Source organism: Rudaea sp., from assembly GCF_057139185.1.
The window spans coordinates 247465-262425 of record NZ_DBNHDN010000044.1 but is presented as its reverse complement, the minus strand read 5'-3'; the positions used below and the strand labels follow the sequence as shown (position 1 = coordinate 262425).

Genomic DNA, 14961 nt, shown 5'->3' with positions numbered 1-14961 from the left:
AACGTCTCGTTCAGAAGATCTCGCCGACGCAGCAGCGCAGACTGCCGCCGGCTTTTTCGATTTCGTCGAGCCGCGCTTCGCCGATCGCGAAACCCCAATCCGCCAACGTCTGGCGTTGTGTCGACTTCAGCGATGCCGCGCCGCCGGCACTCATCCACACCCGATCCGGCGACAGCGTGATCGCGTTGCCGGCGTAGGCGCGCTTCTGCTCCGGCGACAGCCAGAGCACACGTTCGCGGTAAGCGCGGGCGATCGCGTGCGGTACCGCCGGATCGCGGAAGCCGTCCGCAGCAAGGATGGCTGCGCGTCCGGCCAGTGAAGCCATCACCACGTTGGTGTGGTACTCGGAGTCCTGGAGCTCGAAACAGAAAGTCAGGCGCAAACCGAATGCTTCGTGCATCGCGTGCGCGCCGGCCGGATCGCAACGTTCGCTCAAGCCGCAGTAGCCGATCCCGCGCTGGTGATCGATCACCAGCGATCCGGTCAGCTCGGCGACGCAATCGTTGCGTCGCGAGAGATCGGTTTCGCTGCGGCCGAGCGTGTCGCGGAAAAACGCGCGAATGTCACTGCGCTCCGCCTCGCGCTGTCGCATCGGGTGCCGCATCCGGCCAACGATGTATCTGCCTGGCGCGGTCGCGAACACGTTGTTGGGAAACATTGCATCCGGCATCGTGGCATCGCCGGGGAAGCTGATGACCGGGCAATCCGCGCGCAAGGCGGTGGCGAGCGCGGCATGCTGGGCCAGCGCGCGCACCGCATCGAACTGCGCCTGCATTTGCATGTAGCGGTTGTCGCTCGCGGATTCGGCCGCAAGTTCCGCGCTGGCGGGGGCGACCAGAAACGCCGCTTGCGCGGTGACGCGTGCGTCAGGCAGTGGCGGCAGGTGTTCGAGTGCCGCGAGGAAGCTGGCGGGCGTGTTGACGATCATGTCGGTCCGGTTCGCAGAATATGGGGCCGGCTCTCGGCCGGCCCGTCGCGTTTCATGGCTTTGTGCCCAGGGTCAACGGCCGGACCTGTCCGCAGGCTGGGTCGGCTTCGTCGACTTGAGCCCGCGCACCTCGAGCAGCGGCTCGACGCTGGGATCACGGCCGCGCCAGGCACGGTAGAGCGCGTCGGTTGGCTCGGTGCCGCCGCGTGAGAGCACCATGTCGCGGAAGCGCTGACCGTTTTCGCGGGTCATGCCGCCGTGTTCGCGAAACCAGTAGAACGCGTCGTCGCGCAGCACCGCGGTCCACAGGTAGGAGTAGTAGCCGGCTGCGTAGCCGTTGCTCCAGATATGGGCGAAATAGCTCGTGCGATAGCGCGGCGGCACGAGCGGATAGTCGACCGCGTACTTGCGCAGCGCGCTGCGTTCGAACGCGTCGACGTTGTCGACGATGGTCATCGATCGCGGCAAGGTATGCCAGGCCATGTCGAGCAGGGCGGCAGAGACGTTCTCGGTGGTCGAGAAACCTTGGCCGTAGGTACCTGCCTTGCTGATCTTCGCGACCAGTTCCTGCGGCATCGGCGCACCGCTCTGGTAATGTTTGGCGTAGTTGGCGAACACGCTTGGCTCGTCGGCCCAGTGCTCGTTGAACTGCGAAGGAAATTCGACAAAGTCGCGCGGCACGCTGGTGCCGCCGAGCAGCGGATATCTCACGTTCGAGAACATGCCGTGCAGCGCGTGGCCGAACTCGTGGAACATCGTGATCACGTTGTCATGGCTGAGCAACGCGGGCTGGCCCGGTGCCGGTTTGGTGAAGTTGCAGGTGTTGGTGATGACCGGCTTCGAGTCCAGCAGCCCGGACTGGCCGACGAACGCAGTCGCCCACGCCCCGCCGGCCTTGTTGTCGCGCTTGAAGTAGTCGGCGTAGAACAGCGCCAGTGAGGTGCCGTCGGCGTCGAACACCTCGAACACACGCACGTCGCGCTGGTAGACGGGGATGTCTTTGCGCTCCTTGAAGGTGATGCCATAGAGCTTGTTCGCGGCGAAGAACACGCCGTTCTGCAGTACGTTGTCGAGCTCGAAGTATTGCTTGATCTCGTTCTGGTCGAGGTCGTAGTTCTTCTTCTTCACCTGCTCGGCGTAGTACTGCCAGTCCCACGGCTGCAGGGCGCCGCCTTCCTTCTTCGCGCCGGGCGAGTAGTACTGCAGATCCCAGGGCCTGAAGCGGATGCCGTCCTTCTTCGCCAGCTTCTCCATCTCGCGCGCTTCGCCCCTGGCCTTGTCGATTGCGGCGGGTGCCATGTCGGTCAGCAACTTGATCGCGCGCTCGGGTGTTTTCGCCATCTGGTCGTCGAGCACATAGGCCGCCCAGGTGTCGTAGCCGAGCAGTTTCGCCTTCTCGGCGCGCAGTTCGGCGAGACGCGTGATCGTCTTGCGCGTGTCGTTGTCGTCGTGTTGCTCGGCGCGAGTGATCGAGTCATTGAAAAGCTTCTCGCGCGTTTCGCGCTTCTTCAGCGAGGCGAGCGCCGGCTGCTGCGTCGTGTTCTGCAGCGGGATGACGTACTTGCCCGGAGTCATGCGTGCGCGCCCGGCCTCGAGCGCGGCGGCGAGTTCGGCGTCGTCGAGGCCTGCCAGTTCGTCCTTGTTGTCGGCGACGAGCGCGCCGGCGCGGGTCGCGGCGAGCAGCTTGCTGCGGAATTCGGTGGACAGCGAGGACAATTCCTTGTTGTAGCCGCGCAGCCGTTCCTGATCGGCCGCCGAAAGCAGCGCGCCGGCGCGTACGAACAGGCGGTAGTAACGTTCGGTCAGGCGCAGCGATTCGGCGTCGAGGCCGAGACCGGCGCGCCTGTCGTAGACCGACTTCACCCGCGCGAACAGCTTGGCATCGAGAAAGATCGCATCGCTGTGCGCGGCGAGCTTGGGTGCCTCTTCCTTCTGCACGCGCTGCAGGATGTCGTTCGTGTTCGCCTGCGCGAGCGCGGAGAACACGCGGTTCACGCGCGTCAGCAGCGCGCCTGTCTTCTCCAGCGCGACCAGGGTGTTGTCGAACGTCGCCGGCTGCGGATTGTCTGCGATGCGTTTCGCTTCCGCGATCTGGCGGCGCATGCCTTCCTCGATCGCGGGCTGGAAATCACCGTCGCGGATCTTGTCGAACGGCGGCGCCTCGAACGGCAGCTTGCTGGGTTCGGCGAATGGATTGCCGGTCAACGGATCGGTGATGTCGTTGGCGACTTCCTTTGCCGAGTGCGCGGGTTTGTCCGCCATCGTCGAGCACGACGAGGCGAGCGCGACGATCAGGCTGGCGAGAATCGGTCGAATGCGTGGCATGCAATGGCCTCCTGCAAAAAAGTCGCGCCGCAGAGCGGCGCGACGGGTGTGGCTTGGTGGCGGAAGTTTACTTCGCTTTGGCGCTCGTCGCGGTTTTGAGCCCACGCACTTCCAGCAGCGGCTCGACACTCGGATCGCGCCCGCGGAACGCGCGATAGAGTTCGTCGGCGGGTTTGGTGCCGCCTCGCGAAAGGATCATGTCACGGAAGCGCTGGCCGTTCTCGCGGGTCATGCCGCCGTGCTCCTTGAACCAATACCACGCATCGTCGCGCAGCACGGCCGTCCACAGGTAGGCATAGTATCCGGCGGAATAGCCGCCGCCCCAGATATGGGCGAAGTAGCTCGTGCGGTAGCGCGGGGGCACCAGTGCGTAGTCGACGTGGTAGCGCTTGAGCGAGGCGGCCTCGAACTTGTCGACGTCCTGCTTGGCCGCACTCGGAGGCAGGCTGTGCCAGGCCTGGTCGAGCAACGCCGCGCCGAGGTATTCGGTGGTGGCGAAGCCCTGGCCGTAGGTGCCGGCGCGCTTGATCTTGGCGATCAATTCTTCCGGCATCGGCGCGCCGGTCTGGTAGTGTTTTGCGTAGTTCGCGAACACGCTCGGCTCGTCGGCCCAGTGTTCGTTGAACTGCGAGGGAAACTCGACGAAGTCGCGCGGCACATTGGTGCCGGCCAGATACGGATACTTCACGTTCGAGAAGAGGCCGTGCAGCGCGTGGCCGAACTCGTGGAACATCGTGATCACGTCGTCGTGGCTGATCAGCGCGGGCTGGCCCGGTGCGGGCTTGGTGAAATTGCAGACATTGAAGATGACTGGATGCGTGCCGAGCAGGGTGTTCTGGTCGACGAAGCTGTCCATCCATGCGCCGCCGGCCTTGTTGTCGCGCTTGAAATAGTCGGCGTAGAAGAACGCCATCGACTTGCCGTCGGCGTCGAACACTTCGAACACGCGCACGTCGGGCTGGTAGACCGGCAGGTCGTGGCGCTCCTTGAAACTGATTCCGTAGAGCTTGTTCGCGGCGAAGAACACGCCGTTCTGCAGCACGTTGTCGATCTCGAAGTACTGCTTGATTTCGTTCTGGTCGAGGTCGTAGTCCTTCTTCTTCACCTGTTCGGAGTAGAACTGCCAGTCCCATGGCGCGAGCTTGAAGCCGCCCTTCTGGGCATCGACGAGCTTCTGCATGCCGGCAGCCTCGTCCTTGGCCTTGGCCACCGCGGCAGGGACGATGCCGGTCATCAGCTTGATCGCGTTGTCCGGCGTCTTCGCCATCTGATCGGCGAGACTGTAATCGGCATAGGACTTGTAGCCGAGCAGCTTGGCCTTCTGTGCGCGCAGTTCGGCGAGACGCTGGATCGTGGCGCGCGTATCGTTCGCATCGCCATGCTCGGCGCGATCGATCGAAGCCTTGAACAGCTTCTCCCGTGTGGCGCGATCGGTCAGCGATTCCTGCGCCGGCTGCTGGGTCGTGTTTTGCAGCGCGACTACGTACTTGCCATCGAGCTTGCGGCTCTTGCCCGCTTCGAGCGCGGCGGCGAGATCGCCGTCGTCGAGACCGGCAAGTTGCGCCTTGTCGCCGACCACGAGCGCGCCGCCCTTGGTCGCGGCGAGCAGCTTCTGCTGGAACGCGGTCGACAGCGAGGATTCTTCCTTGTTCAACTCTTTGAGCTTGGCCTGGTCGGCAGCGGACAGCTCCGCGCCCGCGCGCACGAAGGCGAGATGGTAGCGGTCGAGCAGGCGCCGAGATTCGGGATCGCCGCCCAGCGATTCGCGGCTGTCGTAGAGTTTCTTCACGCGCGCATAGAGTTTGGCGTTGAGGAAGATCGCGTCCTGATGCGCGGCGAGCTTGGGCGCGAAGTCTTCCTGGATCTTCTGCATGTCGTCGTTCGTGTTCGCCTGCGCCAACGCGAAGAACACCTTGGATACGCGCGTCAGCGTCGCGCCGGTTTTTTCCATGGCGACGATCGTGTTGTCGAAGGTCGGCGCGTCGGCCTGGTTGGCGATCTTGTCAACCTCGGCGAGTTGCTCCTTCATGCCTTCGTCGAACGCTGGCGCGTAGTCGGCGTCGTGGATCTTGTCGAACGGCGGTGCCTGGTATTGCAGCGTGCTCGCGGCGAAGAACGGGTTGACCGCGGTCGCGGTCGCGGCGGCCTTGGCCGGGTCGGCGGGTTTCTGCGGCGTTTGCGCGTGGGCGGCGAAAGCGATGCTCATGGCGAGAACGATCGGTTGTAGTCGAAGCATGGTGGGATGTCCCCGTATAGATTGGCGATGAAGGGAAAAACACACGCACAGGCGCGCGGTGAGCGCGCAGCGTAGCGATGTTGCGAAGCGATGGTCATGTGCCGTTCGGCCTACGTCTTCGGCATGCCGGCGCCGCCGGCATTCGATTCATCGTGCACTCTCTATGCCGCGCTCACGTCCCGCAGCGTCCAGTTCGCGCCGATCAAAAGACCGAGCCGGTGCTTGAGCACCGCGTGCGGCAGCACCGTCGTGATTTTCACGTCGCAGTGCAGGTCGGCCTGATGCGCCTCGACCACGGCCTGTGGATCGCTCGCGCCGAGCAGCGGATCGACCGCATCGGGATCGGGCTGCATCGAGCGCCAGCGCTCCCACAGCCCCGGCTCGCGCAGCGCGGCCTGCAACTGCGCAGCGAAGCTCTCGGATGAATTGCCGCTGTAGGACAGCGATGGAACCTGCCCGCGCGCCTTGGCGAGATCGGACACGACGAAAAAGAACGTCTGTTTCGAGGCAGGCATGGGCCGCTCCTGTTGCTACGGATTGTCGAGTCTATCAGTTCGACGTAGTGGCTTCGGTGCGTGTTTGCAACCCGCTCGTGAGCGCCAGCGCGGCGCCGACCACGGCGGCGAGGCAGGTCCAGCCGAGATAGCGCAGCTCCGCCGACGGCGCGATCAGCGGCAGCGGCGCCGCGTAGGCGAGGCCGCTGGCGAGCACGGCGAGCGCGGCCTGCGCGTTTGCCCGGGCGCGGTGGCGCCAGGCGAAGACGAGCGCGAAGAGGCTCAGGGCTAGATACGGCCATGACGCGAGTGCGCTCGTGTCGCGCAATGCTTCGGCGAAATGTATGCATATGGCGTGCAGTGCCGAGCGATTCGGCGCTACCGGAGGATTGTCACGGAACTGGAGTTCGTCGTCGACGTAGACCAGCTCATGCGGCCAGTCGCGCGGCTTGCTGCCAAACAACGCGCGGATCAGGCGCCAGCGCTGCGCGACATAGGCGGCGGGATAGCCGGTGATCGCGGCGAGCGATGCTTCGCGCAGTTCTGTCACGGCCGCCTCGCCGGGCAGGAAGAACGGGCCCATCACGCGGCCGCGGGTGGCCGTGAAGATCGATACGTTGGAGTAGGGCTGGAAGGCGCCGCGCAGGTCGTCGAGACTCAGCTCGGGTTTGTGCGTCGCCGGCGGCAACAGCATCCGGTTCGCATCGAGCGAAATCGCAGCCAGATCCCACATCGTGGTCGCCGGCCACAGCGTGTAGCGTCGTTGTGCGGCCTGCGCGCTCAACATGCCGATGGCCTGCAGGCCAAGCCCGAGGACCAATACGGCGCCGAATATCACGCCGTGCCGCCGGGCCGGCGCGATCGCGATCGCGCGCGGATGCAGCCAGACGCACCATGCGGCCAGCGGCAACGCAGCCGGGAGTACGTTGTGGCGCAAGGTCATCGCGAACGCGAGTGCCAGCCAGGATGCGCCGAGCCAGCCCGCGCCGCGCGCGTCGCGCCAGCGCAGCAGCGCGCCGACGGCGAACGCGAGCGTAGCCAGCAGCATCACGTCGGTCCACACATGCGCGATCAGGACGAACACGACCGGCGCCAGCGCCGCCGCAAGCACGAAGGCGATGCGCGCGACGAGGCCGCAATCCAGCGCGCGCGCCACCAGCACGAGCCCGCTCCAGAGCAGCGCGAGTTGGATCAGGAACAGCGGCCCGGGGCCGGTCCACAACTTGTCGGTGAGCCACCACAACCAACGCAGACCGGCGCCGTAGATGTTCGTGCTCGGCGCGCCGCGTGCCTGCGACCAGATCACCGCGCTGTCGAGTGACATCGCGCCGGGGTAGTAGCAGGCGGCGCAGAAGGCGATTCCGGCTACTGCGGTCAATGCGAGTGGCCACCACGACAACTGTTTCGGTGAGGAATGCGACATGCGCCTTCAACAAAGCAGGTCGCGAGCCGCGGCGAGATGCACGGCGAGCGCGGTCGGGTCGGGTGCGGCGCTATGCGCCAGTACGCCGAGGCAGGGTACGGAAAGGCGCTCGCGCAGGGTGGCGAGATTGTCCTCGCGGCGCGCCATTTGTGCATCGACGCTGCTGCCGACCCAGCCGATCAACTCGGCGCCGTCGGCGCGGATCGCGCGCGCGCTGAGCAGCGCGTGGTTGAGGCAGCCCAGGCGCAGGCCGACGACCAGGATCACCGGCAGTCGCAACGCGCGCACCAGGTCGGCCTGCATCAGCCGCGGACCGAGCGGCGCCATCCAGCCGCCGACGCCTTCGACGACGAGGAATTGTGCATTTGTGGACAATGCAGCAAATGCCGCCTCGATGCGCGCCAGGTCGACTTCGATGCCGGCGTCGGCCGCGGCGAGGTGCGGCGCGATCGGATCGGCGAAGGCGTAGGGATTCACGTCCGCATAGGCGGGTGCGCCTGCGCTGTGCGCGATCAGAAGCTCGGCGTCGGCGTTGTGCAGGCCTGCTGGCGTGCGTTCGCAGCCGCTTGCGACCGGCTTCATGCCGACTGCGCACACGCCGCGTGCATTGAATGCGGCGAGCAGCGCCGCCGCGGCAAGGCTCTTGCCGACGCCGGTGTCGGTGCCGGTGACGTAGACCGCGTGGCTCATGCCTGGCCGGTGGGCAGTGCAGCGATGGTGCGACGACAACGCGCGCGCCACATGCGGCCGAAGAAAATATTCGTTGCGTAGACGAGTCCGGGCGCGGCGAATATCCCTGCGCCGAGCCCGGGCGCGGCGAGAACGAGTGCCGGCAGGCAGCAGGCGAGCGCGATCGATGCCAGCGCCAGCGCTGCCTGCGTGATCCAGATGCCGATCTTCATGCGCGTGTAGGCGCGCTCCGCGCGCGCGAGGCCGATCGCATCGGCATGGTGCAGCGCGTGGCGGAACAACAGCACGAACACCGTCGAGATCGCGGCGAAGCCGAGGCCGAACACGAGATAGGCCGCACGCAGTTCCTCGACCGTGACGAGTTGCTTGACCGAACCGTCGCTCAGGCCGCCGCCGCTGAACCCCAGAAACATCTGGGCAAACAGCATGCGCAGCGGATAGACGTAGAACAACACGATGAAGACGAGCAGCAGGCTCAGGCTCACGCCGGTCGAGTCCTCGAGGTCGTAGCAGCGGCTCCATTCGCGGTGCGAAAGCCAGATGCGCGAGATCAGCAGGAAACAGACCGCGAACGTCGGCACGCCGTGCAGCGCGGTCAGCATTTCCTCGACCGAGGCCGGTACGTGGCCGATCGAGATGACGACGAGGGTGACCGCGAACGCGAACGAGGCATCGACGAAGCCTTCCAGCCGCGTCGGCTGGGGGCGGCGGATGCGCATCACATCGTGGAGAGGGCCGGGCATGAAGGTTGTCCGTGCAAGCTGGCGCGCAGCATAGATCGATCGGCAGGCGAAGCAAAGACGGCGCTGGAGTAGAATGCAAGGATTCCATCCGCGGACGAATCATGTTCACCGCCGCCGCACTTCAATCCGACAGCAAGCGCGAACAGTACGCCGAACTCGCCGAGCAGGCGCGCGGCCTGCTGCATGGGGAGCGCGACCGCATTGCCAATGCGGCGAATTTCGCCGCGCTGGTCTACAACGCATTGCCCGGACTCAACTGGGCGGGATTCTACTTCTTCGATGGCAGCGAGCTTGTGGTCGGCCCGTTCCAGGGCAAACCGGCCTGCGTGCGCATCGCGCTCGACAAGGGCGTGTGCGGTGCGGCCGCGTCGACGCGGCAGACCCAGGTCGTGCGCGACGTGAATGTGTTTCCCGGTCATATCGCCTGCGATGCGGCGTCACGGTCGGAAATCGTCGTGCCGTTGGTCTTCGACGGAGCGCTGCTTGGCGTGTTCGATGTCGACAGCCCGGAGCTCGCGCGCTTCGACGACGACGATCGCGCCGGCATGGAGTTGCTGGCGAGAACATTTTTGCAGTCGCTGACCGGCGATTGAGGCAACGGGAGCAGCGATGGCAGCGAAAGACACAACAGGAAAGATCCGCAACGTCGGTCCGAAATCCGCCGCATGGCTGCGCCAGGTCGGCGTGCGTACCCAGGACGATCTCACGCGCCTCGGCGCGGTCGAGGCGTTCATGAAGGTCAAGCGCGCCGGTTTTCGACCCAGCCTCAATCTGCTCTACGCGCTCGAAGGTGCGCTCGCCGATTGCCATTGGGCCGATCTGCCCGAGGAACGCAAGGCGGCGCTGCTCGCCGGCGCCGAGGCGGCCGAGGCGGCCAATCCGATCAAGACGCGCTGGCAGAAGCAGGCCGACCGCAGCGCGGCGCAGCCGCGTGCAGGAAGCGGCAGCGATGAGCGCGAGTCGTCATCGGGATTTCTCGACGATGCCGAGGGCGGTTCGGCACACTCGGACTCCGACAGCGCGAACAATCGTTTCGAGTAGGTATGTCAGGCCTTCACCGCCGCATGCGCGCGTGCGTCCTCGCGCCAGCGCGGCGTTGCATAGATGCGCGGCAGTGCTTCGGCAACCGTATTGACCAGCGACCACATCTGCAGGTGTTCGTAGTTCATGAAGCGCTCAGCCACGACCTGCTGCATGAACGCCTGCAGCGGCGCGTAGAAATCCGCGATGTTCAGCAGCACGATCGGATTGAAGTAGATGCCGAGGCGTTTGAGGGTGATGGTCTCGAACAATTCTTCGAGCGTGCCCGAGCCACCGGGCAGCGCGATCACCGCATCCGAGCCGGTCAGCAGCCTGTGCTTGCGCTCGCGCATGTCCTCGACGACTTCGAGGTTGGCGACGCCGGGATGCTGCCATTCGACCTCGATCATGAAGCGCGGGATGATGCCGATCACCTCGCCGCCGGCTTCGAGCGCGCCGTCAGCGAGTGCGCCCATGAGGCCGCCGCCGCCGCCGCCGTAAACTACCTGGCAGTTCGCGCGCGCGAGCGTGGCTCCGAGTTCGCGTGCGGCGGAGATGTAGACCGGGTCGCAGTGGCGACTGGATGCGGCGTAGACGCAGATGCGCATGATGGAATCCCCAATGGAAAGGGGAATTCTAACGATCTCGCGCAGATTGTCCCGAAAACCGCATCGTTCGGTCCAGTCGAATGGGTTGCACTTGAGCGCCCGATGCGTGGCAACCCTAGCGCGCGCCGCGTCCGAACAGCACGACTTCGATGGTCTGGATGAAGATCATCATGTCGAAACGCAGACTGTGGTTCTTCACGTAGAACAGGTCGTAGGTGAGTTTCATCGAGGCATCCTCCTCGCTCGAACCGTAGGGGTAGCGCAATTGCGCCCAGCCGGTCAGCCCAGGTTTCACCGAATGACGCAACGAATAGTAGGTGATCTTGTTGTTCAGGCCGTCGACGAATTCGGGGCGTTCCGGGCGCGGGCCGATGAAGCTCATTTCACCGCGCAACACGTTCCACAATTGCGGCAGTTCGTCGAGCCGCACCTTGCGGATGAAGCGGCCGACTCGTGTTACCCGATCGTCGTTTGTCGAAGCCCAGCGCGCGACGCCATCACGCTCGGCATCGGTGCGCATGCTGCGAAACTTGTACAGGTGGAACGCACGACCATGCTCGCCGACGCGGCGTTGCCGATAGAGGATCGGCTGTCCGCGACCGGATTCCAACCGAATCGCCAGCGCGACCAGCAGCATGAACGGCCAGGTCAACAGCAGGACCGCCGTGGCGCTGGCGATGTCGAAGGCGCGCTTGGTCGCCTTGCGCAGCAGGGTGGCGTGGAAACCTTCGGAAAACACCAGCCAGGACGGCGACACGGCGAGGTTGATCTCGCCGGATTCGCGTTCGAGGAAGCGGCCGACATCGGTCACTTCGATGCCGTTGTGCTTGCATTCGAGCAGTTGCTCCATGGGCAACACCCCGCGCCGATCATCGGGGCCGACGACGATTTCGGCAACATCGTTCTGCGCGGCCCATTGAAACAACGATGCATTGATCGAAAGCAATTGGCCCTGCGGAACGCAAACCGGATCGCTGCCGACCGGAATGTAGCCGACCAGGTTGAGGGTGCGTCGATTGCCGGGGTCACTGAGCCAGCGATGGATCGCCGTTGCGCTCTGGCCGGCGCCCAATACCGCGACGCGGCGCTTGAGCATCTCGCTGTCGATCATGCTCAGGAACCAGATACGGAAAGCGCAAACCGCCAGCAGCCCGAACAGCAACGAAAGGCCGAATACGCCGCGTCCGATATAGGTCTGCGGGATCGCGTAGTAGACAAGCACCAGCACAATGCTGCCAATCAAGAAGCCGACCGCCTGCCGTAGCAGCACGCCGAACGCGGTTTCACGCACATGCGCCTGGTACAGCCCGAGCGCGGCCATTCCAACCATCAGGGACAGCGCAAAGAGAAAGCTGCGCAACAGCAAGCCCTGGGAAAAGGTCTGGAGCTCCGCCGGCGATCTGAAATAGCGAAGATACATCGCCAAGTGGACACAGAGCACGAGCAGCGCGCACTCGCACAAGCCCAGCACAATCAGCCAGCGCGGCATTTGTTGACGGAGGAAGCGAAGCATCTGACCTACTCCTTGGGTGTTCCGAGAAGCTGTCCGGGCGTCACACAATCGAAGATGACAATGGTCCAGTACAGGACTGGATGGCGACAATTACGTCGGCGGGCACCGGGGCGGAATTCGGGCTGCGGCCACGGCACGGTGGTCCGCTGCAGATATTGCACCGCACAAAAATGGCGCCTTCAGGATAACGTCACCGATCGTGGGAGAGACGCCCCACGATCCCCCCTTGAACCGGTTTCCACTATTCTGACCGGACCCGCAGCCTAGCACATTCGTCGATAATGTGAAACAGTACACACAATTTGCGAATGTCTTGGCTGTGCAACCCGAAACCCGTGTAATCGTCAGCCAAGGCTTCTGATGAAACATGACGGGTGGCGGGATGCCGGGCGTTATGCTCGTGGCATGCTGCAGCTCCGCAAAGCATAACGGCCCCTGAGTGCCGGAAGTTCTCCCTGTTGCTACTGGATTCGGTCTATGACGAACGTGCCGTTGGCGCCCCTGGATGTGGCGCGTGTGGCGATCATCGGTCTGGGTTATGTGGGACTGCCGCTAGCGGTCGCATTCGGCCGGCGGCGCGATGTGGTCGGCTTCGATGTCAATGTCGCGCGCATCGGCGAGTTGTGCGATGGCCACGACCACACGCTGGAAATTTCCGCCGAGGAACTTGAAGCGGTTGCGCAATTGCGCTTCAGCCATGATCCGGCCGACCTCCGCGACCGCGACGTTTTCATCGTTACCGTGCCGACCCCGATCGACGAGTTCAAGCGCCCGGATCTGCATCCGCTCGAGTCGGCGAGTCTGACCGTGGGCCGGGCGATCCGGCCCGGCGGCATCGCGATCTTCGAATCGACCGTCTATCCGGGCGCGACCGAGGAAATCTGCGTGCCGATCATCGAGCGCGCCTCGGGCCTGCGCCACAATGTGGATTTTTATACCGGCTACAGCCCGGAACGCATCAATCCGGGTGACAAGACACACCGGCTCGAAAGCATCGTCAAGATCACCTCGGGGTCGACGCCGGCGGCCGCGGAGTTCGTCGACGCGCTGTACCGCGAGATCGTCCAGGCGGGCACGCATCGCGCATCGAGTATCCGTGTCGCCGAGATGGCCAAGGTGATCGAAAACACGCAGCGCGACGTGAACATCGCCTTGATCAACGAATTCGCGTTGATCAGCCAACGCCTCGGTATCGACACGCTCGAGGTGCTGCAGGCGGCGGGGACGAAGTGGAATTTCTTGCCGTTCCGCCCCGGCCTCGTCGGCGGTCATTGCATCGGCGTGGATCCGTACTATCTCACGCACAAAGCGCAGCAGCTCGGCTACCATCCCGAGGTCATCCTTTCCGGGCGGCGCATAAACGACAGCATGGGCTCGCACGTGGCGCAGCGCGTGATCAAATTGATGACCCAGCGACGCATCCAGGTTGCGAATGCCAATGTCCTCGTGCTCGGCCTGGCGTTCAAGGAAAACTGCCCGGACTTGCGCAATACACGCGTCATCGACCTGGTCAACGAATTCCGGGCTTACGATACCCGCGTGGACGTGTACGATCCCTGGGTCGGTGCGGCCGAGGCGCGCCACGAATACGGTCTTGACCTGCTTGCCGAGCTCGGCGCGGAAAAGTACGACGCCATCATCCTGGCGGTGGCGCATCGCCAATTCGTCGAGATGGGCGCGGAGAACATTCGCGCTCTCGGCAAGCCCAACAGTATACTGTTCGACGTCAAGCACGCCCTGGCGAAGTCGGCGGTGGATGATCGGCTGTAAGTTTCTGAGTAGCTATTCTACGGATCCAGGGTCATGGGTTTCATCGACGGCGCATCGAGTAGCAGGTCACGGCAGTCGTGCTCTTCAGGCAGGCGTCGTGCAGTGTCTGCCGTGATGCGCCCCTTTCTTTCCTGGCCGAGTCGTCTCCTTCCTGTCGTCATCCCAGGGTATTCCGAATCATGAAAGTTCTCGTTACCGGTGCCGCAGGCTTCATCGGATCGGCGCTGAGCGAGCGGCTGCTGGCGCGCGGCGACGAGGTGCTCGGCTTCGACAACCTCAATGCCTACTACGACCCGCGGCTCAAGCAGGCGCGACTGACGCGGCTGACCCCCTTGCCCGGATTCAGGTTCGTCAAGGCAGACCTCGAGGATAATGCAGCAGTCGAGCATTGTTTCGCGGAATTCCGGCCCGCGCGCGTGGTCAATCTCGCGGCACAGGCGGGAGTCCGCTACTCGTTGGAGAATCCACGTGCCTATGTCGACAGCAACATCGTCGGATTCCTCAACGTCTTGGAGGCGTGTCGGCATCATGCGGTCGAGCATCTGGTGTATGCCTCCTCGAGCTCGGTGTACGGCGCCAACCGCAAACTGCCGTTTTCGGTACGCGATTCCGTCGATCACCCGGTCAGCATGTACGCGGCGACGAAGAAGGCCAACGAACTCATGGCTCATACCTACAGCCATCTGTTCGGACTGCCGACGACCGGATTGCGGTTCTTTACCGTCTACGGCCCCTGGGGGCGACCGGACATGGCGTTGTTCCTGTTCACGCGCAAGATCCTCGCGGGTGAGCCTATCGAGGTATTCAATCACGGGCGTCACAGCCGCGACTTCACCTACATCGACGACATCGTCGAGGGTGTCATCCGTACACTCGACCATGTTCCGGCCAATGACCCGTCCTTCGATGCATTGCGGCCGAATCCCGCGTCATCCTTCGCACCGTATCGTGTATACAATATTGGCAACCACCACCCCGTACAGCTGGAGCGGTACATCGAAATCCTTGAGTCGTGTCTCGGGCGCAGCGCGCAAAAGGTTCTCTTGCCATTGCAACCCGGAGACGTGCCCGATACGCACGCGGATGTCGAAGAATTGCGTCGTGATGTCGGCTATTCCCCGGCAACGCCGGTCGAGGTCGGTATCGAGCGCTTTGTGCGCTGGTATCGGGAGTACTACTCGGTATAGGTGGCTGACTGGACTTTGACCGGA

At 64.1% G+C, this 14961-nt stretch carries 13 protein-coding genes; 4 read left to right on the top strand and 9 right to left on the bottom strand.

The genetic code is table 11. From position 1 onward, the window contains the following. Nucleotides 1-10 precede the first annotated feature (10 nt). The 7 genes from AC16HO_RS15570 to AC16HO_RS15540 all read right to left on the bottom strand — a co-directional run bounded on the left by AC16HO_RS15570 (nt 11) and on the right by AC16HO_RS15540 (nt 8839). Entirely contained in the window at nt 11-928 is a 918-nt protein-coding gene (locus AC16HO_RS15570) for an arginine deiminase-related protein (RefSeq protein WP_395641315.1), read from the bottom strand. A 72-nt stretch (nt 929-1000) separates the two neighbouring features. Continuing rightward, the gene (locus AC16HO_RS15565; protein WP_395641316.1) at nt 1001-3253 is read right to left on the bottom strand and encodes a M3 family metallopeptidase; all 2253 of its coding nucleotides are present in this window, start codon (nt 3251-3253) and stop codon (nt 1001-1003) included. Between the two features lie 67 nt (nt 3254-3320). After that, entirely contained in the window at nt 3321-5489 is a 2169-nt protein-coding gene (dcp, locus tag AC16HO_RS15560) for a peptidyl-dipeptidase Dcp (RefSeq protein WP_395641317.1), read from the bottom strand. A gap of 161 nt (nt 5490-5650) precedes the next feature. Then, a complete protein-coding gene (locus tag AC16HO_RS15555) occupies nt 5651-6004 on the bottom strand; it encodes a hypothetical protein (RefSeq protein WP_395641318.1) in 354 nt (117 codons plus the stop codon). Between the two features lie 34 nt (nt 6005-6038). After that, the gene (locus AC16HO_RS15550; RefSeq protein ID WP_395641319.1) at nt 6039-7406 is read right to left on the bottom strand and encodes a hypothetical protein; all 1368 of its coding nucleotides are present in this window, start codon (nt 7404-7406) and stop codon (nt 6039-6041) included. Between the two features lie 6 nt (nt 7407-7412). After that, nucleotides 7413-8096, bottom strand: coding sequence for a dethiobiotin synthase (bioD, locus tag AC16HO_RS15545; RefSeq protein ID WP_395641320.1), 684 nt, complete (start codon nt 8094-8096; stop codon nt 7413-7415). Continuing rightward, nucleotides 8093-8839, bottom strand: a complete 747-nt coding sequence (locus AC16HO_RS15540; protein WP_395641321.1) for a TMEM175 family protein — start codon at nt 8837-8839, stop codon at nt 8093-8095. Before AC16HO_RS15540 ends, bioD begins: the two co-directional genes overlap by 4 nt. A 101-nt stretch (nt 8840-8940) precedes the next feature. Between AC16HO_RS15540 and AC16HO_RS15535 the strand changes: the two genes are divergently transcribed. Together AC16HO_RS15535 and AC16HO_RS15530 are read left to right on the top strand one after the other, a co-directional pair. Beyond that, the gene (locus AC16HO_RS15535) at nt 8941-9432 is read left to right on the top strand and encodes a GAF domain-containing protein (RefSeq protein ID WP_395641322.1); all 492 of its coding nucleotides are present in this window, start codon (nt 8941-8943) and stop codon (nt 9430-9432) included. Nucleotides 9433-9448: 16 nt separating this feature from the next. After that, nucleotides 9449-9880, top strand: coding sequence for a TfoX/Sxy family protein (locus tag AC16HO_RS15530; protein ID WP_395641323.1), 432 nt, complete (start codon nt 9449-9451; stop codon nt 9878-9880). A 5-nt stretch (nt 9881-9885) separates the two neighbouring features. On the opposite strand, the gene AC16HO_RS15525 is transcribed toward AC16HO_RS15530, so the two are convergent. Together AC16HO_RS15525 and AC16HO_RS15520 are read right to left on the bottom strand one after the other, a co-directional pair. Beyond that, the gene (locus tag AC16HO_RS15525; RefSeq protein WP_395641324.1) at nt 9886-10467 is read right to left on the bottom strand and encodes an LOG family protein; all 582 of its coding nucleotides are present in this window, start codon (nt 10465-10467) and stop codon (nt 9886-9888) included. 115 nt (nt 10468-10582) lie between these two features. After that, nucleotides 10583-11980: a TIGR03013 family XrtA/PEP-CTERM system glycosyltransferase gene (locus AC16HO_RS15520; RefSeq protein WP_395641325.1), complete on the bottom strand. Its 1398-nt coding sequence runs from the start codon at nt 11978-11980 to the stop codon at nt 10583-10585. A 477-nt stretch (nt 11981-12457) separates the two neighbouring features. Between AC16HO_RS15520 and AC16HO_RS15515 the strand changes: the two genes are divergently transcribed. Together AC16HO_RS15515 and AC16HO_RS15510 are read left to right on the top strand one after the other, a co-directional pair. Next, a complete protein-coding gene (locus AC16HO_RS15515; protein WP_395641326.1) occupies nt 12458-13750 on the top strand; it encodes a nucleotide sugar dehydrogenase in 1293 nt (430 codons plus the stop codon). Nucleotides 13751-13929: 179 nt separating this feature from the next. Continuing rightward, on the top strand, nt 13930-14937 hold the full coding sequence (locus tag AC16HO_RS15510; protein ID WP_395641327.1) for an NAD-dependent epimerase: 1008 nt from the start codon (nt 13930-13932) through the stop codon (nt 14935-14937). Nucleotides 14938-14961: the final 24 nt, after the last annotated feature.

Coding starts and splice junctions, on each gene's coding strand:
- AC16HO_RS15530 (WP_395641323.1), top strand. CDS start 9,449: ATGGCAGCGAAAGACACAACAGGAAAGATCCGCAACGTCGGTCCGAAA.
- AC16HO_RS15525 (WP_395641324.1), bottom strand. CDS start 10,467: ATGCGCATCTGCGTCTACGCCGCATCCAGTCGCCACTGCGACCCGGTC.
- AC16HO_RS15535 (WP_395641322.1), top strand. CDS start 8,941: ATGTTCACCGCCGCCGCACTTCAATCCGACAGCAAGCGCGAACAGTAC.
- AC16HO_RS15540 (WP_395641321.1), bottom strand. CDS start 8,839: ATGCCCGGCCCTCTCCACGATGTGATGCGCATCCGCCGCCCCCAGCCG.
- dcp (WP_395641317.1), bottom strand. CDS start 5,489: ATGCTTCGACTACAACCGATCGTTCTCGCCATGAGCATCGCTTTCGCC.
- AC16HO_RS15565 (WP_395641316.1), bottom strand. CDS start 3,253: ATGCCACGCATTCGACCGATTCTCGCCAGCCTGATCGTCGCGCTCGCC.
- AC16HO_RS15515 (WP_395641326.1), top strand. CDS start 12,458: ATGACGAACGTGCCGTTGGCGCCCCTGGATGTGGCGCGTGTGGCGATC.
- AC16HO_RS15570 (WP_395641315.1), bottom strand. CDS start 928: ATGATCGTCAACACGCCCGCCAGCTTCCTCGCGGCACTCGAACACCTG.
- AC16HO_RS15510 (WP_395641327.1), top strand. CDS start 13,930: ATGAAAGTTCTCGTTACCGGTGCCGCAGGCTTCATCGGATCGGCGCTG.
- AC16HO_RS15520 (WP_395641325.1), bottom strand. CDS start 11,980: ATGCTTCGCTTCCTCCGTCAACAAATGCCGCGCTGGCTGATTGTGCTG.
- AC16HO_RS15550 (WP_395641319.1), bottom strand. CDS start 7,406: ATGTCGCATTCCTCACCGAAACAGTTGTCGTGGTGGCCACTCGCATTG.
- bioD (WP_395641320.1), bottom strand. CDS start 8,096: ATGAGCCACGCGGTCTACGTCACCGGCACCGACACCGGCGTCGGCAAG.
- AC16HO_RS15555 (WP_395641318.1), bottom strand. CDS start 6,004: ATGCCTGCCTCGAAACAGACGTTCTTTTTCGTCGTGTCCGATCTCGCC.